The 22416-nt window shown below is 74.3% G+C and carries 19 protein-coding genes; 6 read left to right on the top strand and 13 right to left on the bottom strand.

The window, feature by feature from the left end:
• Window positions 1–78 precede the first annotated feature (78 nt).
• Window positions 79–1920: a glycoside hydrolase family 9 protein gene (locus OMK64_RS08385; RefSeq protein WP_272727625.1), complete on the bottom strand. Its 1842-nt coding sequence runs from the start codon at window positions 1918–1920 to the stop codon at window positions 79–81.
• 95 nt (window positions 1921–2015) lie between these two features.
• On the opposite strand from OMK64_RS08385, the gene OMK64_RS08380 reads away from it, so the two are divergent.
• The 5 genes from OMK64_RS08380 (at window position 2016) to OMK64_RS21075 (ending at window position 7081) form a co-directional block, all read left to right on the top strand.
• Window positions 2016–2699 carry an HAD hydrolase-like protein gene (locus tag OMK64_RS08380; protein ID WP_272727624.1) on the top strand — a complete coding sequence of 228 codons (684 nt, stop codon included), beginning with the start codon at window positions 2016–2018 and terminating at the stop codon, window positions 2697–2699.
• A gap of 65 nt (window positions 2700–2764) precedes the next feature.
• On the top strand, window positions 2765–3520 hold the full coding sequence (locus OMK64_RS08375) for a MerR family transcriptional regulator (RefSeq protein WP_272727623.1): 756 nt from the start codon (window positions 2765–2767) through the stop codon (window positions 3518–3520).
• Between the two features lie 129 nt (window positions 3521–3649).
• Entirely contained in the window at window positions 3650–4333 is a 684-nt protein-coding gene (locus tag OMK64_RS08370; RefSeq protein WP_272727622.1) for a hypothetical protein, read from the top strand.
• Between the two features lie 115 nt (window positions 4334–4448).
• Window positions 4449–6437, top strand: coding sequence for a sensor histidine kinase (locus OMK64_RS08365; protein ID WP_272727621.1), 1989 nt, complete (start codon window positions 4449–4451; stop codon window positions 6435–6437).
• Window positions 6434–7081: a response regulator gene (locus OMK64_RS21075; protein ID WP_272727620.1), complete on the top strand. Its 648-nt coding sequence runs from the start codon at window positions 6434–6436 to the stop codon at window positions 7079–7081. The genes OMK64_RS08365 and OMK64_RS21075 overlap by 4 nt, the downstream gene beginning before the upstream one ends.
• Window positions 7082–7088: 7 nt before the next feature.
• Here the strand turns inward: OMK64_RS21075 and OMK64_RS08355 are convergent, their stop codons facing one another.
• The 12 genes from OMK64_RS08355 to OMK64_RS08300 all read right to left on the bottom strand — a co-directional run bounded on the left by OMK64_RS08355 (window position 7089) and on the right by OMK64_RS08300 (window position 20805).
• Entirely contained in the window at window positions 7089–7604 is a 516-nt protein-coding gene (locus OMK64_RS08355; RefSeq protein ID WP_272727619.1) for a phosphoribosyltransferase, read from the bottom strand.
• A gap of 100 nt (window positions 7605–7704) precedes the next feature.
• Complete coding sequence (locus OMK64_RS08350) at window positions 7705–9513, bottom strand: ABC transporter ATP-binding protein (RefSeq protein WP_272727618.1); 1809 nt, start codon at window positions 9511–9513, stop codon at window positions 7705–7707.
• Window positions 9510–11276, bottom strand: coding sequence for an ABC transporter ATP-binding protein (locus OMK64_RS08345; protein WP_272727617.1), 1767 nt, complete (start codon window positions 11274–11276; stop codon window positions 9510–9512). The genes OMK64_RS08350 and OMK64_RS08345 overlap by 4 nt, the downstream gene beginning before the upstream one ends.
• A 134-nt stretch (window positions 11277–11410) precedes the next feature.
• Window positions 11411–12175, bottom strand: a complete 765-nt coding sequence (locus tag OMK64_RS08340; protein WP_272727616.1) for an SDR family oxidoreductase — start codon at window positions 12173–12175, stop codon at window positions 11411–11413.
• Between the two features lie 58 nt (window positions 12176–12233).
• A complete protein-coding gene (locus OMK64_RS08335; RefSeq protein ID WP_272727615.1) occupies window positions 12234–13571 on the bottom strand; it encodes an aspartate aminotransferase family protein in 1338 nt (445 codons plus the stop codon).
• 69 nt (window positions 13572–13640) lie between these two features.
• Window positions 13641–14798: an ABC transporter substrate-binding protein gene (locus OMK64_RS08330; RefSeq protein WP_272727614.1), complete on the bottom strand. Its 1158-nt coding sequence runs from the start codon at window positions 14796–14798 to the stop codon at window positions 13641–13643.
• Between the two features lie 107 nt (window positions 14799–14905).
• On the bottom strand, window positions 14906–15682 hold the full coding sequence (locus OMK64_RS08325; RefSeq protein ID WP_272727613.1) for an ABC transporter permease: 777 nt from the start codon (window positions 15680–15682) through the stop codon (window positions 14906–14908).
• Window positions 15679–16566, bottom strand: a complete 888-nt coding sequence (locus tag OMK64_RS08320) for an ABC transporter ATP-binding protein (protein WP_272727612.1) — start codon at window positions 16564–16566, stop codon at window positions 15679–15681. The genes OMK64_RS08325 and OMK64_RS08320 overlap by 4 nt, the downstream gene beginning before the upstream one ends.
• Window positions 16563–17441 carry an ABC transporter permease gene (locus OMK64_RS08315; protein ID WP_272727611.1) on the bottom strand — a complete coding sequence of 293 codons (879 nt, stop codon included), beginning with the start codon at window positions 17439–17441 and terminating at the stop codon, window positions 16563–16565. The genes OMK64_RS08320 and OMK64_RS08315 overlap by 4 nt, the downstream gene beginning before the upstream one ends.
• Window positions 17438–18469, bottom strand: a complete 1032-nt coding sequence (locus OMK64_RS08310; RefSeq protein WP_272727610.1) for a TIGR03842 family LLM class F420-dependent oxidoreductase — start codon at window positions 18467–18469, stop codon at window positions 17438–17440. The genes OMK64_RS08315 and OMK64_RS08310 overlap by 4 nt, the downstream gene beginning before the upstream one ends.
• A gap of 34 nt (window positions 18470–18503) precedes the next feature.
• The gene (hydA, locus tag OMK64_RS08305; RefSeq protein ID WP_272727609.1) at window positions 18504–19928 is read right to left on the bottom strand and encodes a dihydropyrimidinase; all 1425 of its coding nucleotides are present in this window, start codon (window positions 19926–19928) and stop codon (window positions 18504–18506) included.
• A 28-nt stretch (window positions 19929–19956) separates the two neighbouring features.
• On the bottom strand, window positions 19957–20805 hold the full coding sequence (locus OMK64_RS08300; RefSeq protein ID WP_168677799.1) for a nitrilase-related carbon-nitrogen hydrolase: 849 nt from the start codon (window positions 20803–20805) through the stop codon (window positions 19957–19959).
• A gap of 257 nt (window positions 20806–21062) precedes the next feature.
• Here OMK64_RS08300 and OMK64_RS08295 point away from each other — a divergent pair, with 257 nt between their 5' ends.
• Window positions 21063–22400: an aminotransferase class I/II-fold pyridoxal phosphate-dependent enzyme gene (locus tag OMK64_RS08295; RefSeq protein ID WP_272727608.1), complete on the top strand. Its 1338-nt coding sequence runs from the start codon at window positions 21063–21065 to the stop codon at window positions 22398–22400.
• The last annotated feature ends 16 nt before the right edge of the window (window positions 22401–22416 follow it).

Here is a 22416-nt window from a genome sequence, read left to right as displayed (position 1 = left end):
ACGTTGTGGGAATCCTGTACATCGTTGTAGTGATCGGGAGCCGTCTGGTGTCGACCGGAGGTCGTCTCGCGGAGCGCGTCAGCCGTCGGCGCCGACAGGGTCCTCGACGGGCGCGTCGGCCACCGTCGCCTCGGCGTCGCGCCCGCGGCCGTCGCCCAGGCCCGCGAGGTACGACGCGACCCACGCGAGCGCGGAGTTCCAGTTGATCGTCATCTCGTTGACGCCGTACGCGTGCACGTCGTCGACGAAGCACTGCTGCGCGGGGCTGCCCGCGAGCGCCGCCGACACCGGGTCGGGGCAGTCGGAGTTGGGCCCGCCCGAGACGGTCCCGCGCGGCGGGGGCGGCAGGTCCGGGTCGAGCGCGTGCGCGTACCAGCGGCTGTGCTGGTTCCGGACGTCGCGCGTCCCGAATCCGGTGACGTACGAGACGCCCAGCGCGTTGCGGCCGAGGAGGTAGTCGACGCCGCGCAGGACGGCGTCGCGGTACCGGTCGTCGCGCGTGATCTCGTGCGCCGCCGCGAGGATCGCGAGGTTGTTGAGCACGAGACCGTTGCTGCCCCAGTCGTAGCGGCCGTTCGTCGGCACGTACGGGAGGCCGAACGGCTGCGTCGCCTGCTGCTCGACCAGCGCGTCGGCCGCGTCCACGACGGACGCGCGCACGAGCGAGCGCTCCGGCAGCGCGCTCGTGACGCTCGCGAGCTGCAGGCGCGCCCACGCGGCGACGTGGTTCCAGTCGAACCCCTCGGGCTGGAACGCGGGCCGCTCGCCGCCGAGGCGGTACGGGTTGGCGCGCAGGTCGACGGCGTACCGGTCCTCGCCCGTCGTGAGGTAGAGCTCGGTCGCGGCCCACAGACGGTCGTCGTCGACGTCGAGGTCGTCGTAGGGGCCGCTGCCGGCGTTCTCGAGCGTGTTGGTGTCGGGCGCGAGGACGACGGGGTGCGTCGCGGCGGCGTCGTAGGCCGCGCGTGCCGCGTCGAGCAGGCGCTCGGCGAAGGCCGCGTCGTGGTCCGCGAAGAGGCGCGCGCCCTGCGCCGCGACGGCCGCGAGGTTGAGGGTCGCGGCCGTGGACGGGCGGTGCAGGAAGCGGGGCTGCGGGTCGTCGGCGGGGAGTGTCGGGAGCGGCACCCAGCGCTCGTCGGACACCTTGTGGTGCACGAGCCCGGCGTACGGCTGTCCCTCGGGGACGACCATGCGGAGCATCCACTCGAGCTCCCAGCGCGCCTCGTCGAGCACGTCGGGGACCCCGTTGCCACGCTCGGGGACGCGCAGCGAGCCGTCGCCGAGCGCGTCGGCCGTGCCCGCGCGGAGCGCCCGCTCGTACAGCCCGAGCAGCTGCGCGACCGCGATGCCGCCGTTCACGACGTACTTGCCCTGGTCGCCCGCGTCGTACCAGCCGCCGGTCACGTCGAGCGTGTAGTCGCCGGTCCAGCCCTCGTAGAGGTCGACGCCGGCCGCGGTCGTGGCGTGCCCGGCGGGCAGGCACGGCACCGCGCCGTCGCCACGGTTGGGGACGACGTCGACGTGCCCGGCGGCGCGCCCGTACCCCGCGCCGAGCAGCTCCTCCTCGATCGCGATGCCGCTGCGCTGGCCGTAGAAGACGACGAGCGACTCGACGCGCAGGTCGTCGTACAGGTCGGCGCCGATCGCGAACGGGTCGCTCGCCGCGCCGTCGGCCTCGAGCACGTTGCCCGTCCCGGGCGCCGTCACGTCGTCGAACGCGATCACGTGGACGTCGAGACCCGCCGACGGGTCGTGGCCGCGCGGCACCGACTCGCCCTCGGCGACGACGGCGCCGTCGTCGTCGAGCAGCCGCCACGCGACCGGCTCCGCCGCGTCCGTGACGAGCGTCGCGCTCTTGGGTCCGTGCGTGAGGTAGCCGACCTGGTTCACGCGCACGCGGGGTGCGTCCTCGCTGGTCATGTCCGTCCCTTCGTCGCGGCAGGCCGACGGCGGCCACCCTACGGCCCGGGACGGACGGCCCGGCGGGGTTCGGACGCCTGGGAGAGGATCGGTGCATGCCCCTCGTCCTCCTCGACCTCGACGGCACCCTGATCGACTCCGCTCCCGGCATCACCGCGTCGGTGCGGGCCGCCTACCGCGCGGTAGGCCTGCCCGTCCCGCCCGACGACGTGCTGCGCTCGTTCGTCGGCCCGCCGATCTGGGACTCCCTGCGTGCGCACGGGGTGCCCGCGGACCGCGTCGAGGAGGTCGTGCGCGCCTACCGGGCCGCGTTCGCGGACATCGGCATGTACGACGCGACGGTGTTCGACAGGATCGTCGACGTGCTGCGGGACCTGCGCGCCGCCGGGCTGACGCTCGTCGTCGCGACGGCCAAGCCCGAGGTGTTCGCGCGGCCCATCTGCGACCGGCTCGGACTCGCGGACCTCGTCGACGGCGTGTTCGGTGCCCCGCTCGACGAGACCTCGACCAAGGCCGACGTCATCGCCCGCGCGCTCGACTCGCTCGCCGACCGCCCCGAGTCGGCGGTGACGCTCATGGTCGGCGACCGCGAGCACGACGTGCACGGCGCGGCGGAGCACGGCGTCGCGTGCGTCGGCGTGGCCTGGGGGTACGCGGCCCCGGGCGAGCTCGAGGCGGCGGGCGCCGTCGCCGTCGTGGACTCCCCCGCGGCGCTGCGCGACGAGGTGCTGCGTCGGCTCGTCCCGACCCACCGCGACGAGGTCACCTCGCGCGCTTGACCTTGACGCTGCGTCAACTCCTACCGTGGATCAGGACCACACAGGGAACGCCACGGGAGGACGCGGTGGAGGCCTCGATCCAGGAGGTCGCCCGGCTGACGGGCACGACGAGCCGCACGCTGCGGCACTACGACCAGATCGGGCTGCTCGAGCCCAGCCGGGTCGGCGAGAACGGGTACCGCTGGTACGACGAGGACGCCCTCGTCCGCCTCCAGCGGATCCTGCTCCTGCGCGACCTCGGGCTCGGACTCACCGAGATCGGCCGGGTGCTGGCCCGCGAGCAGGACGAGACCGTCGCGCTGCGACGGCACCTCGCCTGGCTCCGCGACGAGCAGCAGCGGCTCGCCCGCCAGGCCGCGTCCGTCGAGCGGACCCTGACCGCACGACAGGGAGGAGGGCCGATCATGGCCGACGAGATGTTCGACGGCTTCGACCACACGCAGTACAAGGACGAGGTCGAGGAGCGCTGGGGGAAGGACGCGTACGCGCAGGGTGACACCTGGTGGCGCGGCCTGTCCGACCAGCAGAAGCGCGACTTCCAGGAGGAGGCGGCGCAGCTCGGTCGCGACTGGGGCGCCGCGGCCGAGGCCGGCGTCGACCCCGTGTCCGACGAGGCGCAGGAGCTCGCGCGGCGCCACGTCGCGTGGCTCGGCGGCATCCCCGGCACGCCCGGGCACGGCACCGCGCCCGTCCGGGAGTACGTCGTCGGGCTCGCCGACATGTACGTCGCCGACCCGCGGTTCGCGAAGAACTACGGCGGCGAGCACGGCGCCACGTTCGTCCGCGACGCGCTGCACGAGTACGCGGCCCGTCACCTCTGACCGCGACCGCCGCCCGGGAGAAGTGCCCGGGCACTCGGGCTCCCCGCCCTGGTGCCCGGGCGCACCGCCCGCCGAGTCTCCTCGTCAGTCGCCGGCACGCCTCGCCGGCCGAGACGAAGGAGCACCCGCATGACCAGCACCACCGCCGAGTCCCCCGCCGCCACCACGCGCCGGCCCGGGTCGGCGACCAGCCGCGCGTGGGCGTGGACCGGCGTCGCCGCCGGCGTCCTCGCGATCGGCGCGATCCAGGCGTCGCTCGCCGCGGGCGTCGACTGGGAGAAGACCGCCGGCGACCCCGTCGCCATGATCGAGGACGCCGCGACCAAGCAGTCGACGTTCCTCGTGTTCCACGTGCTCGCCGCGCTCACCGTCGTGCTGCTGCCGATCTTCGGTGCCGGCCTGCGGCGCCGGCTCGACCAGCAGGCGCCCGCCGGGTCCCTGCACGGCGGGATCGCCGCCGCGGGGCTGCTGCTCACCGCGGCCGCGATGCTGCTCGGCAGCGGCCTCGACACGCAGTTCACGTTCGCCTTCCAGGACACCTCGATGGTCGTCCCCGAGTCCGCCGCGTTCTACACCGACTGGGTCGCGACCATCCCGTGGCTGTGGCTCGGCGCGGGCCTGTCCGCGCTCGCCCTCGGCGTCGCGTCGCTGCGGCACGCCGCCGCTCCGAGGTGGATCGGGTGGGTCAGCGTCGTCCTCGGCGCGCTCACCGTCCTCACGGGCATCTCGCCGCTGCAGTACCTCGCCGGGTTCGTCGGGCCGGTCTGGCTCGTCGTCGTCGCGCTCGGCTTCGCGCTCGGCGATCGGCGCTGAGCGACGTCGGCCGCGGGAGGCGCTGGTGCCACCGCACCACGACGGGTACGACCTCGTCCGGTTCACCCGGGCGAGGTCGTACCCGTCCGCCGGGGGCAGCCCCTACGGTGACGCCATGACGACGGCCGTGGTCGCGCGTCGCGGCGGCCGGCCCCGGACCGCCGTCGGGCTCGCGCTGGTGACCTACCTCCTCACGCTCACGGGCGTGCTGCTCCTCGTCGGCGCGCGCGAGCCCGCGACGCCCGAGCTGCTGTTCACGGCCGTCGACGTCATGGTCGGTCTGGTCTACGGGACGGTCGGCGCGGTCATCGTCGCGCGGCGGTCGCACGTCGTCGGGTGGCTCGTCGTCGTGACGGGCGTCGGCGGTGCGCTCGCCACCCTCGGCAGCGGCTGGGGCGCCTACCAGGGGGCGCACCCGACGCTGCCGCCGCTCCCCGCCGTCGCGTCGCTCGTCAGCTGGGCGTGGGTGCCCGGCACGCTGGCCCTGTTCCTCGTCGTGCCCTGGCTCGTCCGCGAGACGCGCCCGTCGTGGTGGGACCGGGCCGGCCTCGTGCTCGGCGCCGCGACGACCGCCGTCTTCACGCTCCAGCGGCTGGTGCTGCCCCAGACCGACAACACCGGTGCGGTCGTCGCGGCCGTCCTCGTCGGCCTGGTCACGGCCGTCGCGACGTGGTGGCGGCGCGTGCGGGGACCCGTCGCGGAGCGCCCCGGGCTCGGCCTGCTCGCGGCGGGCGTCGCGCTCATGGCGCTGTCGTTCGTCCCGCTCGCGTTCGCCGACACGCCGTTCGAGATCGTGCTCGCGGTGCCCCTCGTCCACCTCGCGTGCCAGGCCCTGTTCCCCGTCGCGCTGCTCACGACCGTGCTGCGCAACCGGCTGTGGGGCATCGACCTCGCGGTGAGCCGCGCGGCCGTCGCGGCGCTGCTGACGCTCGGGCTGGCGGTCGTCTACGCGGTCGTCCTGATCGGTGTCGGTGCGCTCGTCGACAGCAACGTCGTCGCGCAGGTGCTCGCCGCCGCGGGCGTCGCGGCCGCCGTCCAGCCCGTCCACGGGTGGCTCGGGCGGCGGGTGCGCGCGCTCGTCTACGGCGAGGCGGCCACCCCGGGCCGGGCGGCCCTGCGCGTCGGGCGGGAGCTGTCGGTCGCGACCGACGCCGACGACCTGCTCCGGGGGCTGGCCGGTGCGCTCGGCGAGACGCTCCGCCTCGAGTCGGTCACCGTCCGCGGCTCGCGTGCGGGCGTCGAGGCGACGTGGGGTGTCGCGACCTCGCCCCCGGTCGAGCGGTCGCTCGAGCACAGCGGGCGCCCCGTCGGCGCGCTGGCCCTCACGGCGCGACCCGGCGAGCGCCTCGACGCCCGCTCGACGGACGCGCTCGACCATCTCGCGCCCGTCGTCGCCGCGGGCGTCGCGCTCGCGCAGAGCACCGCCGACCTGGTGCGCGCCCGCGATGCCGCCACCCGCGCCCGGCTCGCCGAGCGGACCCTCATCCGGCGCGAGCTGCACGACGGTATCGGCCCGTGGCTCACCGGGCTGCGGCTCGGGCTGCAGGGCGCACGCAACACGCTCGAACGCGACCCGGCCGCGGCCGCCGCGGTGCTCGACGCGCTGCAGGCCGAGGTCACGCAGCGCGTCGAGGACGTCCGGCTCCTGTCCCGCAGCCTGCTCCCGCCCGTGCTCGACGAGCAGGGGCTCGCCGCGGCCCTCGACGACCTCGCCCGGCGGACCGCCGCGACCGGGTTCACCGTGACGCTCGACGTCGACGCGGACGCGCTCGACGGGCTCGACCCGCGGGTCGCCGCCGCGGCGTACGGCATCGTGAGCGAGGCCGTCACCAACGCGTCCCGGCACAGCGGTGCCGCCGGGTGCGCCGTGACCGCCGCGGTGCACGGGGCGGCGCTCGTGGTGACCTGCGACGACGACGGGCACGGCCTGGACCCCGCCCGCACGCCCGGCGTGGGCACGCGGTCGATGCGCGAACGTGCCGTGGAGCTCGGCGGGACCGTCGAGTGGGCCGACCGTGAGCGCGGCGGGGTGCGCGTGCGGGCTGTCGTGCCCCTCGTGCCGCAGGCGTCCGACGCGTGCGCCGCCCCGGGGGTGCTCGCGTGACCGTCCGCGTCGTCCTCGTCGACGACCACCCCGTCTTCCGGATCGGCATGGCCGCGCTGCTCGACTCGTTGCCCGGCATCGAGGTCACCGCTCAGGCCGCGACCGCCGCCGAGGCACGCGCGCTGTTCGGTGGTGCCGTCGAGGCGGACGTCGTGCTCATGGACCTCGACCTCGGCGACGGCTCGGGCGTCGACCTGACCCGCGACCTCCTGCGCGACCGTCCCGGGCTCGCGGTGCTCGTCGTCACGATGCACGAGGACGACGACGCGGTCGTCGCGTCCGTGCGTGCCGGCGCGCGCGGCTACCTCGTGAAGTCGGCGCCGCCCGACGCCGTCGAGCGGGCCGTCCGTGCCGTCGCCGCCGGGGAGATGATCCTGTCCCCCGCCGTCGCGCAGCGGGCCATGGCGTACGTGCTGGGCGGCCGGACCGCGACGCGCGTGCCGTTCCCGCAGCTCACCGACCGCGAGCGCGAGGTGCTCGACCTCGTCGCCGCCGGGCTCGACAATGCGGTCATCTCGAAGCGCCTGTCGCTCAGCCCGAAGACCGTCCGCAACCACGTCGCGAACGTGCTCACCAAGCTCGCGGTGCCCGACCGGTCCGCGGCGATCGTGCGGGCGCGCGAGGAAGGGCTCGGCGGGGCGTAGTGCGCCGTCAGGTGGTCGCCGCGGTGACCGGCGGCTCCGCCGACCACGGGAACGTGATCCAGCGGTCGGTGCGCCGCCACACGTAGTCGGGGTCGACGACCGACCGGGGCTTCGCGTAGAGGACGGCCGTCCGCGCCTCCGTGCAGTGCCCGGCCACGAGCCGCTGCACGAGCGCGAGCGTCTCCCCCGTGTCGGCGACGTCGTCGACGACGAGCGCGGTCAGGCCGTGCAGCGCGTCGGTGTCGAGCAGCGGGGGCAGCACCTGCGGCTCGTCGAGCCGCTCGTCGACCCCGGTGTAGAACTCGACGTTGAGCGTCCCGACGGACTTCGTGCCGAGCGCGTAGGCGATCGCGCCGCCCGGCGGGAGGCCGCCGCGCGCGACGGACACGACGAGGTCGGGCGTGAAGCCCGAGTCGACGACGGCCTGCGCGAGCTCGCGGACGGCCACGCCGAACAGCGCCCAGTCGAGCACCTCCCGGTCCGCGGGGAGGTCCTGGCCGGGTGCTGCCTCGGTGGTCGCCATGCGGTCAGGGTAGGTCGCCCGCGTTGCGGGGACGTTGCCCGCCGGTCCCAGGTGAAGGACGGTCGGACGGCCCCCCGCGCGCCGACGACGCGGGCGGGTGTCACGCGCGGTCGAGCGAGCGCTGCCAGTCCTCGTGCAGCGCGGCGAAGCGTCCGCCCCCGGCCACCAGGTCCCCGGGCGACCCGTCCTCGACGACGCGCCCGTCCTCGACGACGAGCACGCGGTCGGCGCCCATCACGGTCGACAGCCGGTGCGCGATGACGACGGCCGTGCGATCGGCGAGCAGCGTCCCGAGCCCTTCCTGCACGAGCAGCTCACCGGGCACGTCGAGCGAGCTCGTCGCCTCGTCGAGCACGAGAAGCGCGGGGTCGGCGAGGAACGCGCGCGCGAACGACACGAGCTGCCGCTGCCCGGCGGACAGGCGCACACCGCGCTTGTCGACCTCGGTGTCGTACCCGTCGGGCAGGGACGCGACGAGGTCGTGCACACCCACGGCCCGCGCCGCGGCCTCGACCTCGCCACGCGTGGCGCCGGGCTTCCCGAGCGCGATGTTCGCCGCGACCGAGCCGGAGAACAGGTACGCCTCCTGGGTCACCATGACGACCGCACGTCGCAGGTCCACGGGGTCGAGGCCGCGCACGTCGACCCCGTCGATCGTCACCGCGCCGGTCCGCACGTCGTAGAAGCGCGTGAGCAGCTTCGCGACGGTCGACTTGCCCGCACCGGTCGCCCCGACGAGCGCGACCGTCTGGCCGGCCGGGACGTGCAGGTCGAGCCGCTGCAGGACCGTCGGGCCGTCGCCGTAGCCGAACGTCACGCCGTCGAACCGCACGTCACCGCGCGCGTGCGGCAACCGGACCGGGCGCTCGGGGTCGGGCACCGACGGCTCCTCGGCGAGCAGGTCGGCGACCTTCTCGAGCGCCGCCGTCGCGGACTGGAACGAGTTGTAGAACATGGCCATCTGCTGCAACGGGCTGAAGAACCGCCGCGCGTACAGCACCGCCGCGGCGAGCACGCCGACCGCGAGGTCGCCCTCGAGCGCGCGCAGCCCGCCGACCAGCAGCACCGTCGCGACCGTGACGTTGCCGATGAGGACGAGGCCCGAGTCGAACCAGCCGTTGAGGCGGATCGACCCGGCGCTCGACTCCCGGTACTGCTCGGACAGCTCGTCGTACGCGGCCTGGACCTGCGGCTCACGGCGGAACGCCTGCACCGCGCGGATGCCCGTCATGGTCTCGACGAACCGCACGATGACGCGCGCGGCCGCGGTGCGGTTGCGCCGGTACTGCGCCTGGGAGCGGCGCTGGAACCAGCGGCTCAGCAGGACGCCGGGCACCACCGCGACGAGCAGGACCAGGCCGCTGCGCCAGTCGAGGATCGCGAGCGACACCGCCGTGAGCACCATCGACAGGCCGCCCGCGGCGAGCGTCGTGACGCCCCCGTCGAGCAGCTCGCGCACCGCGTCGAGGTCGGACGTCTGGCGGCTGATGATGCGCCCCGACGTGTACCGCTCGTGGAACTCGAGGCTGAGCCGCTGCGTGTGCCGGAAGACGCGGCGACGCAGGTCGAGCAGGATCGCCTGCGACACGCGCGCCGACGCGCGGACCGTGGCGGCGACGAGGACGCCGCCCAGCACGGCGATCACGAGGTACGCACCTGCCACCGCGAGCACCGGCCCGCCGTCGCCGTCGACGAGCGCGGGCAGCGCGTGGTCGATCCCGTACGCGACGAGCGCCGGCCCCGACACGGCCGCGACCTGCGACCCGACGACGAGCGCCACCGTGAGCCACACCGGCCGCCGCACCGGGTGCAGCAGCGACCGCAGGAGCACGAGCGACCGCCGTCGCGCCTCGCGCGAGCGTGTCCGGGCGTCGTCGACGGCCGGGTGGTCGAGCGTGGTCGCGCTCATCGGGCCGCCTCCACCTCGTCGTCGACCGCCGCGTGCTCGGTCGCCGCGAGCGCGGTCAGCACGAACCGGTAGTGCGGGTGGTGCGCCAGCAGGTCGCGGTGCGTGCCGACGCCCGTGATCCGGCCGTCCTCGAGCACCGCGACGCGGTCGGCGAGCGCGACCGTCGACGAGCGGTGCGCGACGACGAGCGTCGTCGTCCCCGTGAGCTCCGCGCGCAGCCGCCGCGTCACCTCGCCCTCGGTGGTGACGTCGAGCGCCGACAGCGGGTCGTCGAGCAGCAGGACGCGCGGGCGGACGGCGATCGCGCGGGCGAGCGAGATCCGCTGCCGCTGGCCGCCGGACAGGCTCAGGCCCTCCTCGCCGATCACCGTGTCGACGCCGTCGGGCAGGTCGTGCACGAAGCCCGCGCGGGCGACGTCGAGCGCGCGCGCCAGCCGCTCGTCGGTCGCGTCGGCCGGGCCGACGCCGAGCAGGACGTTCTCCCGGACCGTCGTCGAGAAGAGGATCGGGTCCTCGAACGCGACCGCGACGGCCGCACGCAGCTCGGCGCGCGTGAGGTCGCGGACGTCGACGCCGTCGACCGTGACCCGCCCGGCCGTCACGTCGAACAGGCGCGGCACGAGCTGCAGCAGCGTCGTCTTGCCGCTTCCGGTGAGGCCGACGAGCGCGACCGTCTCCCCCGGCTCGACGACCAGGTCGACACCTGCGAGGACGTCGGGACCGTCGCCGTGCCCGAACCGCACGCCGTCCAGCACGAGGCGAGCGCCGTGCGGGCTGGGCGGCGGCAGGTGGGACGGCCGTGCCGGGTCGGTGACCGTCGAGGGGGTGTCGATGACCTGAAGGTAGCGGTCGGTCGCGGCGCGGGCGTCGAGCGTCATCGCGAGCAGCGCGCCCAGGCGCTCGACGGGCTGGTTGACGACGGCCGCGGTGGCGAAGAACGCGACGAGCGCGCCGACGGTGATGTCCCCTCGGGCCGTGAGCGTGACGCCGACCGCGAGCGACACCGCGAGCACCGCCTCCGGGATCGCCCCGAGCGCGAAGGACACGCGCGACAGCGTGCGCGCCTTGTGGATCTCGGTCTCGCGCAGCTCGTCGGCCTGCCGGACGAAGTCGTCGAGCGCGTCGTCGCCCCGGCCGAACGCCTTGAGCACGCGGATGCCGTGCACCGACTCCTCGACGGTCGTCGCGAGGTCGCCCGCCTGGTCGCGGGCGCGCCGCGCGACGTCGCGGTACCCGGTGCGGAACCGGAAGCTCAGCCACACCATCGGGATCGCGCCCGCGAGGTAGACGAGCCCGAGCTGCCAGCTCGTCGCCACCATGAGCACCACGCCGACGACGAGCGTCGTCGCGCTGACGATCAGCATGACCAGCCCGAAGACCATCCAGCGGCGGATCGTGCCGAGGTCCGACATCGCCCGGGACAGCAGCTGCCCACCGGACCACCGGTCGTGGAACGCGACCGGCAGGTCGAGCAGGTGGCGGAACAGCGACGTGCGCATCTCGCGCTCGACGGTCGTGCCGGGCGTGAGGATCAGCGCGCGTCGGCTCCACACGAGCACGGCCTCGAGCACGCCGAGCCCCAGCACGAGCAGCGCGCCGAGCACGACGCCCCGGCGCGACGAGTCCGTCAGCAGCGGCCCGTTGACGATCGCGCGCAGCACCTGCGGGACAGCCAGCGCGAGCATGCTCGCCCCGAGGGCGGTGCAGCCGCCGAGCAGCACCCGCGGGACCGCCGGGCGCGCCCAGGTGAGCAGTCGGAGCAACGCGCGGGGGGTGGCCCGACCAGCGGTGGTCGGCGGGGACGGTGGCACTCGTCCACCCTACGAACCGGCTCCCACCTCCGCCCGGGGCGCCACACCCGTCCTGCATCCCGAGACGGGCAGGGCGGCGACCGTCGTCAGACGCCCGTGCGGGCGGTCTTGGTGTTGTGCGCCTGCGCGCGGGGGCGGACGACGAGGAGGTCGACGTTGACGTGCGGCGGGCGGGTCAGCGCCCACGTGATCGTGTCGGCGATGTCGTCGGCGACGAGCGGCTGGTACCCCTCGTAGACGGCGGCGGCGCGGGCCTCGTCGCCGTCGAACCGCACGAGCGAGAACTCCTCAGTCGCCACGGCGCCGGGCGCGATCTCGATCACGCGGATCGGCTCGCCGACGATCTCCCAGCGCAGCGTCGTCGCGAGCATGCGCTCGGCGTGCTTGGCACCCGTGTACCCGGCGCCGCCCTCGTAGGCGCCGTGCGCGGCGGTCGACGTGACCACGACGACGTCACCCGACTCGCGCTCGCGCAGCAGCGGCAGGAACGCCTGGGTGACGCGGAGCGTGCCGAGGACGTTGAGGTCGTACATCGTGCGCCACTGCTCCAGGTCGGCGGTCTCGACGGGGTCGAGGCCGAGCGCACCGCCGGCGTTGTTGACCAGCGCGTCGACGCCGCCGGTCGCGGCGACGTGCGCGGCGAGGCGGGCGACGTCGTCCTCGGACGTGACGTCGGCGACGAACGCGTCGGCGCCCGTCTCGGCGGCAAGCGCCTCCAGGCGGTCGGCCCGACGTGCCGTCGCGACGACGTCCCAGCCCTCGGCGCGCAGGCGGCGCACGGTCGCGGCGCCGATCCCGGACGAGGCCCCCGTGACGACGGCGCGGCGCGGACGGGCGGGGGCGGTGCTCATGGGGTCTCCCTGGGATGGTTCGCGGTGGTGCGGGTGGCGGTGGGGCTGCCGTCGCGCATCACAGCACGTCGGCGGCGACGGCGTCGAGCACGTCGCCGAGGATCTCGAGACCGTGCGCGGCCTCGTCGGGCGTCACGATGCACGGGGGCACGACGTGCACGCGGTTGTCGGCGGTGAACGGCAGCAGGCCGCGCTCCAGCGCGCCCGCCCGGACCCGGCCCATCACGGACGTGTCGACGGGTTCGCGGGTCGCACGGTCACGGACGAGCTCGACCGCCCAGAAGACGCCGAGCCCCCGGACCTCGCCGACGAGCGGGTTGCGGGCGGCGAGCGCGGCCAGGCCGGGGCCGATCAGGTCGCGCCCGACGGCGGCCGCGTTGTCGACGACGCCCTCGTCGGCCATCGCGTCGAGCGTCGCGACGATCGCCGCCATCGCGAGCGGGTGGCCCGAGTACGTGAGGCCGCCCGGGAAGACGCGCACGTCGAAGGTCCGCGCGATCGGGTCGGAGATCATGACGCCGCCCGCCGGCACGTACCCGGAGTTCACGCCCTTCGCGAAGGTGACGAGGTCGGGCACGACGTCGAAGCCGTCGAGCGCGAGCCACCGCCCCGTCCGGCCGAAGCCGGCCATGACCTCGTCGAGGATCAGCACGATCCCGTACCGGTCGGCGACCTCGCGGACACCCCGCAGGTAGCCGGGCGGCGGCACGAGGACGCCCGCGGTGCCGGGGATCGTCTCGAGCAGGATCGCGGCGACGGACGTCGGCCCCTCCGCCTGGATCACGCGCTCGAGGTGGTGCAGCGCGCGCTCGGCCTCCTGCTCGGGGGTCGTCGACCAGAACTCCGACCGGTACGGGTAGGGCCCGAAGACGTGCACGTGACCGCGCGCGTACTCGTTCGGCACGCGCCGCCAGTCGCCCGTCGCGACGACGGCCGCGCCGGTGTTGCCGTGGTACGAGCGGTAGTGCGACACGACCTTGTCCCGGCCGGTGTGCAGGCGTGCCATGCGGATCGCGTTCTCGTTCGCGTCGGCGCCGCCGTTGGTGAAGAAGACCTTGGAGAAGCCCGCGGGCGCGTGCGCCAGGACCCGCTCGGCCGCCTCGCCACGGACGAGCGCGGCGGTGGACGGCGCGATCGTCGTCAGCGTGGACGCCTGCGCGCGGATCGCCTCGACCACGCGCGGGTGCTGGTGCCCGATGTTTGTGTTGACGAGCTGGCTCGAGAAGTCGAGGTAGCGGCGGCCCGACGCGTCCCACACGTGCGAGCCGGAGCCGCCGGACAGGACGAGCGGGTCGAGGGCCGCCTGCGCGGACCAGGAGTGGAAGACGTGCTCACGGTCGAGCCGCACCGCGGCGGCGTCGTCGGGATGGATGGTCGTGCTGGTCGGGACGCTCACGTCTCCCCCTCGTTCGGTCGTGCGGGCCGTGCGGCGCGGGCAGGGTGCGCTCGCGCCGCACGGTGGACGTCAGTTGCCGCCCGGCTCGAGCGTGACCTCGGCCGCCTGGAAGTCGGCGCCGTCGACGTCGACGCCCTCGGCACGCAGCTCCTCGAGCGCCTTGTCGACGTACTCGTTGGTGTACGCGTCGGCGCTCGGCTCGGCCGTGATGACCGTCGCGCCCTGGTCGTTCTTGGTGTTGAGGGCGATGTCGACGGTCCGCTCCCAGGCCGACTCGTCGATGATCCCGATGCCGCCCGGCGACGGCCAGACGAGCTTGTTGACCTCGTTGACCTGCCAGAGCTGGTGGCTCGCGCCGAGCTGCGAGCCCGCGGCCACGACGAGGTCGCGCGCCTCCTCCGGGTTGTCGCGGACCCAGATCCAGCCCTCGAGGCTCGCCTTGAGGAACTTGACCGTCGTCTCCTGGTACTCCTCGTCGGACGCGAGCCGCTCGGAGTTCGCCCAGATCGCGTCCTGGAGCATCGCCGTGCCCTCGTCGTTCCAGTCGACGACCGTGAAGTCCTCGGGCTGGTAGAGCTCGCCGGTCTCGGGGTTCACGGCCTCGAGCACCTGCGCGTACTCGTTGTACGTCATGGCCTGGGCGGCGTCGATCTCACCCGACAGCAGCGCGTTCATGTCGAACTGCTGCTGCACGAGCGTGACGTCCGTCGCGGGGTCGAGGCCCGCCTCCGTCATGCCCGCGAAGAGCTCGAACTCGTTGCCGAAGCCCCAGTTGCCGACCTTCTTGCCGCGCAGGTCGGCCGCGGACGAGATGCCCGAGTCCGCGAACGCGACCTGGAGCGTGCCCGACCGCTGGAAGATCTGCGCGACGTCGGTGATGCCCGCGCCCTGCTCGCGCGACGCGAGCGCCTTGGGCACCCACGCGATCGCGTAGTCGACGGAGCCGTCCGCCAGCACGGACTGCGGGACGATGTCGACGCCGCCCTCGATGATCTCGACGTCGAGGCCCTCGTCCTCGTAGAAGCCCTGCTCGACGGCCGCGATGTAGCCGGCGAACTGGGCCTGGGTGAACCACTGCAGCTGGAGCGTGACGGGGGTCAGCCCGTCCGAGTCGCCCGACGCCTCGGGCTCGGGGTCGCCGCTGCCGCTGCTGCACGCCGACAGCACGAGCGCGGTGGCGACGCCGACAGCCGTCGCGGTCCACGCGGAACGCCTGGTGGGGGTCATCTCGGGTCCTTCCTGGGGGGCGGCACTGGCGGGGCGCGCTCGCCGGAGGGGGCGAGTCGCGGTCGACCGCACCTGGCGTCGTCGGCAGGCGGGACGGGTGGGCGGCGTCAGGTCCCGTCGGGGACCGTGCCGTTGCGGTGGGCGACGGCACGTTCGAGCGCGGCCGTCGCGAGGTACAGGACGAGACCGAGCAGGATCGCGCCGAGCACGAACGCCCACGCTCGGGCGTACGCGCTGTTCGCGGCTGCGGCCGTGATGCGCGACCCGAGGCCGTTCTGCAGCCCGCCGAAGTACTCCGCGACGACGGCCGCGATGACGCCCGTCGACGACGCGATCCGCAGCCCGGTGAACAGGTACGGCAGCGCACCCGGCACCGTGACCGTGCGCGTGACCTGCCACGACGACGCCGCGTACGCGCGCATCAGGTCGCGGTGCACGGGCTGCACCTGCCGCAGACCGCGCAGCGTGTTGACGAAGACCGGCGCGAAGACGACCACCGCGACGACGAGCCGGCGCGGGGTCGTGGACGTCGTGCCGAACAGCGTGTTGAGCGCGGGCGCGAGCGCGACGATCGGCATCACCGACAGCGCGGCGGCCGTGGGTGACATGAGCCCGTCGACGATCCGGCTGCGCGCCGCGACGACCGCCGCGAGCACCGCCGTCACCGCACCGACCAGGAGCCCCACCAGCACGTTCGCGCCGGTCGCGAGCGCCGCCGACCACACGAGCGGCACCACCTGGCGGAGCTGCTCGACGATCGCCGTCGGGCTCGGCAGCAGGTACGGCGGCAGGTCCGCCGTCACGACGACGACCTGCCACACGACGAGCGCGAGGACGCCGACGAGCACGGGTGCGACCCACCGGGTCACCCGGGTGGCGCTCATCGGACGTCCACGCCGCGCGTCGGGACGTCCGCGCCGTGACCGCCGTGCAGCGCCTCCCGCACCGCGGTGACCGCCGCGAAGAACGCCGTGTCCTCCCGCAGGTCGTCGGTGCGCTCGTCGGCCCGGGCGAGGTCCACGGGCACGATCTGCGCGATCCGGCCGGGGCGCGGCGACATGACGACGACCCGCTGGGACAGGAACACCGCCTCGGGGATCGAGTGCGTGACGAACACGACGGCCGCCCCGGACTCGGCGCACAGCCGCACGAGCTCGGTCTGCATGCGTTCGCGCGTCATCTCGTCGAGCGCGCCGAACGGCTCGTCCATGAGGAGCAGGCTCGGGCTCTCGGCGAGCGACCGGGCGATCGCGACGCGCTGCTGCATGCCGCCCGAGAGCTGGTGCGGGAAGTGCCCGGCGAACTCGGTGAGCCCGACGAGCGCCAGCAGCTCGGCGGCGCGCGCGGCCCGCTCGCGCCGGCCGACGCCGTGCAGCTCGAGCGGCAGCTCGACGTTGGCCGTCACCGTGCGCCACGGCAGGAGGCCCGCCTGCTGGAACGCGATGCCGTAGTACTGCGCCTCGCGGGCGACGCGCGGCGAGCGCCCGAACACCTCGAGCTCGCCCGACGTGGGCTGGTCGAGGTCCGCGATCAGCCGCAGCAGCGTCGACTTGCCGCAGCCTGACGGGCCGATGAGCGAGACGAACTCGCCCGCGGCGACGGTCAGGTGGATGTCGTCGAGCGCGGTGACCGTGCCGGCCTTCGTGGTGAACACCTTGGACACGCCGCGCACGTCGACGGCGGTCGCGGGTCCGGCAGGCGTGGGCCCGGCCGACACGGCGGACGGCGACGAGCCGGTGGCGTCCGGGGCGGTGGTGACGTCGCTCATGAGACCTCCGCGTGGCGGTAGCGGCCCAGGCCGAGCCCGAGCAGGGTGACGAGGCCGGCGGCGACGAGGCCGAGCACGGCGGCGGCGAGGATGGCCGCCCACGGCTTGGCGGGGTCCCCGCTCGCGGCCTGGGCGTAGGCGATGACGAGCCGGCCGATGCCGCCCTTGGTGCCGGTCGACACCTCGGCGACGATCGCGCCGACGACGGCCGTGGCCGCGGCGAGCCGCAGCGCGGGCAGCAGGTACGGGACGGACGCGGGCAGCCGCAGCGAGACCAGCGTCCGGCTCCACGACGCGGCCTGCGCCCGGAACAGCTCGACCTGCGCGGTCGTGGGCGACTGCAGGCCGCGCAGCATGCCGACCGCGACGGGGAAGAACGCGAGGTAGGACGCGATGAGCGCGACCGACATCCACTTCTGCCACTCGAGCGCGCCGAGTTGGATGCGTCCGCCCCACCCCACGACGAGCGGCGCCAGCGCGACGAGCGGCACGGTCTGCGACAGCACGACCCACGGCAGCAGCGCCGACTCCGCGATCCGCGAGCGCTGCATGACGACCGCGACCGCCACGCCGCCGACGACGCCCAGCACCCACCCCGCGGCCGCGACGCGCAGCGTGAACCAGCACGCCTGCAGCATCGCGACGAGCACGGTCGGCGCACCGGTCGCGGACGTCTCGGGCTCACCGATCCGGGTGACGATCTCCCACACGTGCGGCATCGCGACGTCGTCGGTGCGCGGCAGGACGCTCGCCTCGCCGACGTGCCACCCGGTGTCGGGGACGACGACCTTGACGACCTCCCACAGCACCACGAGCAGCACGAGCGCCGCGGCGCCCCAGAGCGCCGACCGCGCGGCGCGCCGGCCCGTCGTCATGCGGTCGCCACGACGGTGTCCGCGAGCGCGGGGATGACCCGCTCGCCGTAGAGCCGCATCGTCTCCTCCTTGTTGTCGTGCTGGAGGTAGGCGGCGAACTGCGTCACGCCGAGGTCGCGCAGCGCCTCGAGCTTCTCGACGTGCTCGCGCGGGCTGCCGAGCAGGCAGAACCGCTCGACGATCTCGTCGGGCACGAAGGACGTGTGCGAGTTCCCGGCGCGGCCGTGCTCGTTGTAGTCGTAGCCCTCGCGCGCCTTGATGTAGTCGGTGAGCGCCTTCGGCACGGTGCTGTCGGTGCCGTAGCGCGCGACGATGTCGGCCACGTGGTTGCCGACCATGCCGCCGAACCAGCGGCACTGCTCGCGCATGTGCGCGCGGGCGGCGGGCGAGTCGCCGTCGCCGACGTACGCGGGTGCGGCGACGCAGAACTGGATCGCGTCGGGGTCGCGCCCGGCGGCCTCGGCGGCGTCGCGGACGACCTTGATCGTCCAGGCGGCGATGTCGGGGTCGGCGAGCTGGAGGATGAAGCCGTCGCCGACCTCGCCCGTGAGCTTGAGCGCGAGCGGCCCGTACGCGGCGACCCAGACGTCGAGCGCGGAGCCCTTGGCCCACGGGAATCGAACGGTCCGGCCGTTGACCTCGACGGCCCGGTCGTTCGCGAGCTCGCGGATCACGTGGATCGACTCGCGCAGCGTCGCGAGGTTCGACGGTCGGCCGTTGAGCGTGCGGACCGCGGAGTCGCCGCGGCCGATGCCGCACACCGTCCGGTTGCCGAACATCTCGTTGAGCGTCGCGAAGAGCGACGCCGTGACGGTCCAGTCCCGGGTCGCGGGGTTGGTGACCATCGGCCCGACGATCACCTTGCGCGTCGCGGCGAGGATCGCCGAGTACACGACGAACGGCTCCTGCCACAGCAGGTGCGAGTCGAACGTCCACACGTAGTCGAAGCCGTGCGTCTCGGCCTGGCGGGCGAGCTCGACGGTCCGCCAGGCGGGCGGGTTGGTCTGCAGGACGACACCGAAGTCCACGGGCGGTCCTCCTTCCGGGGCGTGGGGACGCGGGTCAGACGAGGTACTGCGACAGGTCGCGCTTGAGGTAGCGCCCGTGGCCGGCCCGGCCGTGGTACCCCGCGTCGTCGACGACCACCGACCCGCGGGACAGGACGACGTCGACGTGCCCGTCGACCTCGAAGCCCTCCCACGCGGAGTGGTCCATGTTCATGTGGTGGGTCCTGCCCTCGCCGACGCCGATGGACGTGTGGCCCGCGGGGTCGTAGACGACGACGTCCGCGTCGGCCCCGGGCGCGATGACGCCCTTGCGGCCGTACAGCCCGAACATCCGCGCGGGCGTCGTCGACGTGAGCTCGACCCACCGCTCGAGCGTGATCTCGCCCGTGACGACGCCCTGGTACATGAGGTCCATGCGGTGCTCGACGGACCCGATGCCGTTAGGGATCGCCCGGAAGTCGCTCAGCCCGAGCTCCTTCTGTCCCTTCATGCAGAACGGGCAGTGGTCGGTCGAGACCATCTGCAGGTCGTTGGTGCGCAGCGCCTGCCACATGTGGTCCTGGTGCCCCTCGGCGCGTGAGCGCAGGGGCGTCGAGCACACCCACTTCGCACCCTCGAACCCGGGCGCCCCGAGCTGCTCCTCGAGCGAGAGGTAGAGGTACTGCGGGCACGTCTCGCCGAACACGTTCTTGCCGTTGTCGCGGGCCCACGCGAGCTGCTGGACGGCCTGCTTGGCGCTCACGTGCACGACGTACAGCGGCGCGTTCGTGAGGTCGGCGAGCATGATCGCGCGGTGCGTCGCCTCCTCCTCGAGCTGCCAGGCGCGCGCGATCCCGTGGAAGTAGGGGCCGGTCCTGCCCTGCTCGACGAGCTGTGCCGCGAGGACGTCGATCGCCGGCCCGTTCTCCGCGTGCATCATCGTGAGCAGCCCGAGGTCGGCGGCCTTCTGCATGGCCCGCACGATCTGCGCGTCGTCGGCGTAGAAGACGCCCGGGTACGCCATGAAGAGCTTGTAGCTCGTGACGCCCTCCGCGACGAGGCCCTCCATGGCCTTGAGGCTGTCGTCGTCGACGCCGCCGACGATCTGGTGGAACGCGTAGTCGACCGCGCACCGCCCGGCCGCCTTCTCGTGCCAGGCCGCGAGGCCGTCCATGACCCGCTCCCCCGCGCGCTGCACCGCGAAGTCGACGATCGTCGTCGTGCCGCCCCACGCCGCGGCGCGCGTGCCCGTCTCGAACGTGTCGGACGCCGCGGTGCCGCCGAACGGCAGCTCCATGTGCGTGTGCGCGTCGACGCCGCCGGGGATGACGTACTTGCCGGTCGCGTCGATCACGCGGTCGACGTGCGCCGCGAGGTCGAAGCCGAGCAGCGTCGAGCCGGGTGCGAGCACCGCGGCGATGGTCTCGCCGTCGACGAGCACGTCGGCCGGGGTGCGGCCCGTCGCGCTGACGACGGTCCCGCCGGTGATGAGGGTCTTCACTCGGACGTCCTCTCCGCTGGGTGCCGGGTCAGGGGGCGACGATCGCGCCGTAGGCGTCGGGCCGGCGGTCGCGGAAGAACTGCCAGCGCTCGCGGACCTGCCGGATCTGGTCGAGGTCGAGGTCGCGGATCAGCAGCTGGTCCTCGGTGCTCGACCCGACCTCGCCGACGTAGTTGCCGTCGGGCCCGACCGCGTACGACGAGCCGTAGAACGCGACCGCCTCGTCGCCGTACTCGTTGTCCTCGAGCCCGACCCGGTTGTTCGCGACGACGAAGTAGCCGTTCGCGACCGCGGCCGCGGGCTGCTCGATCTCCCAGAGCTTGTTGGAGATGCCGGGCGCGGTCGCGTTCGGGTTGAAGACGATCTCGGCGCCGTTGAGCGCGAGCACGCGCCAGCCCTCGGGGAAGTGCCGGTCGTAGCAGATGTTGACGCCGATCTTCCCGACGGCCGTCTCGAACACCGGGTACCCGAGGTTGCCGGGGCGGAAGTAGAACTTCTCCCAGAACTTGGGCAGGTGCGGGATGTGGTGCTTGCGGTACTTGCCGAGGTAGGAGCCGTCCGCGTCGATCACCGCGGCCGTGTTGTAGAGCACGCCCGGCTGGTCCTCCTCGTACACCGGCAGGACGATCACGATGCCCAGCTCGGCCGCGAGCGCCGCGAACCGCTCCGTCGTCGGGCCTGGGACGGACTCCGCGTAGTCGTAGTAGGCGGTGTCCTGCGTGATGCCGAAGTACGGCCCGTAGAACAGCTCCTGGAAGCAGATCACCTGCGCACCGGCCGACGCGGCCTCGCGCGTCCACGCCTCGTGCAGCGCGATCATCGACTCCTTGTCGCCCGTCCAGGTGGCCTGGGTGAATGCGACGCGTACGACGGTCATGGGGTCCTCCGGTCCTCGGTCGGCCGGCGGCGGGTCCCGGCCGCGGTGCCGCGGTCCCACGTCGTGCGACGGGTCCTGCCTGCCGGGCCGGGCCCCGTCGCCTGGAATGTGACTGTCGGCGTTGAACATTTCTGCGGGGTTACCCCTCGTTTCCGCCGCGCGAACAACGACGGGCCGCGTGTAAACACCTGCGACCGGCGTCCGGATCGTCCGGTGCTTCGCCGGGTCGGCGTCGTCGCCCCGGGCATGCTGCGGCCATGGACCTGGCCACCCACGTCGACGACCGGTCGCCGCGCGGCATCGCGGCCGCGGTGGCCCGGCTGGTGCACGGCGGCGAGCTCGTCCCCGGCGACCGGCTGCCGACCGTCCGGGCGCTCGCCGTCGACCTGGGCGTGAGCCCCGCGACGGTGAGCGGCGCGTTCCAGGCCCTCGCGACCGTCGGGCTCGTCGCGTCGCGCGGGCGTGCCGGCACGTTCGTCCTCCCGCCGCCCGCGGCCTGGCTCCCGCCGCGCTACCGCGACCTCGCGGAGGGCGCACCGGCCCGGCTCGACCTGTCGACCGGCACGCCCGACCCCGACCTGCTCCCCTCGCTCGGTCCCGCGCTCGCGCGCGTCGCCGCCCGCACACCCGCGGCCGAGGCCGGCACCTACCTGTCGGCGCCGCTCGTGCCCGAGCTCGAGTCCCTGCTGCGCGAGTCGTGGCCGTTCGTGCCGCAGCGGCTCACGGTCGTCGACGGCGCGGTCGACGCGATCAGCCGCACGCTCGAGCAGGTCGCGTCGTTCGGCGACCGGGTGGCCGTCGAGGACCCCGGCTTCCCGCCGCTGTTCGACCTGCTCGACCAGCTCGGCCTCCAGCGCGTGCCCGTCGCGCTCGACCGCAACGGCATGCGCCCCGACTCCCTGGCCCGTGCGCTGGCGGCCGGCGCGAGCGTCGTCGTGCTGCAGCCGCGCGCGCAGAACCCGACGGGGGTGTCGCTGACCCCGACGCGTGCCCGTGAGCTCGCCGCCGTCGTCCGCCGCGTGCCCGCGGCGACCGCCGTGACCGTGATCGAGGACGACCACTGCGGGCAGATCTCGTCCGCGCGCGACGTCTCGCTCGGGACCTGGCTGCCCGACGCGACCGTGCACGTCCGCTCGTACTCGAAGTCGCACGGACCCGACCTGCGGCTCGCGGCCGTCGGCGGGCCCGCCCGCGTGCTCGACGCGCTCGTCGCACGCCGCATGCTCGGCCCCGGCTGGACCAGCCGCCTGCTGCAGCACGTGCTCGTCGACCTGCTCACCGACCCCGCCGCGATCGACGCCGTCGCGCACGCCCGCCGCGTCTACTTCGCACGCCGCCGCGCGCTCACGACCGCGCTCGCGACGCTCGACGTGCACGTCGACGGCGGCGACGGCATCAACCTGTGGCTGCCGGTGCACGACGAGCGCACCGCGCTCCTGCGGCTCGAGGCCGCGGGGATCCGCGCGGCGCCCGGCACGCCGTTCGTCGCGAACGGCGCCGACGACCAGGCCCCGCACCTGCGCGTCACGGTCGGACTGCTGTCCGACGACGTCGCCGAGGTCGCCCAGGCCCTCGCGCTCGCCGCCCGCCCGTGACGCCGCAGGTCGCACC

It is taken from the genome of Cellulomonas fimi (assembly GCF_028527925.1).
Taxonomy (GTDB): domain Bacteria; phylum Actinomycetota; class Actinomycetes; order Actinomycetales; family Cellulomonadaceae; genus Cellulomonas; species Cellulomonas fimi_C.
The sequence above is the reverse complement of the archived record's forward strand: the minus strand, read 5'-3'. Positions and strand labels throughout refer to the sequence as shown.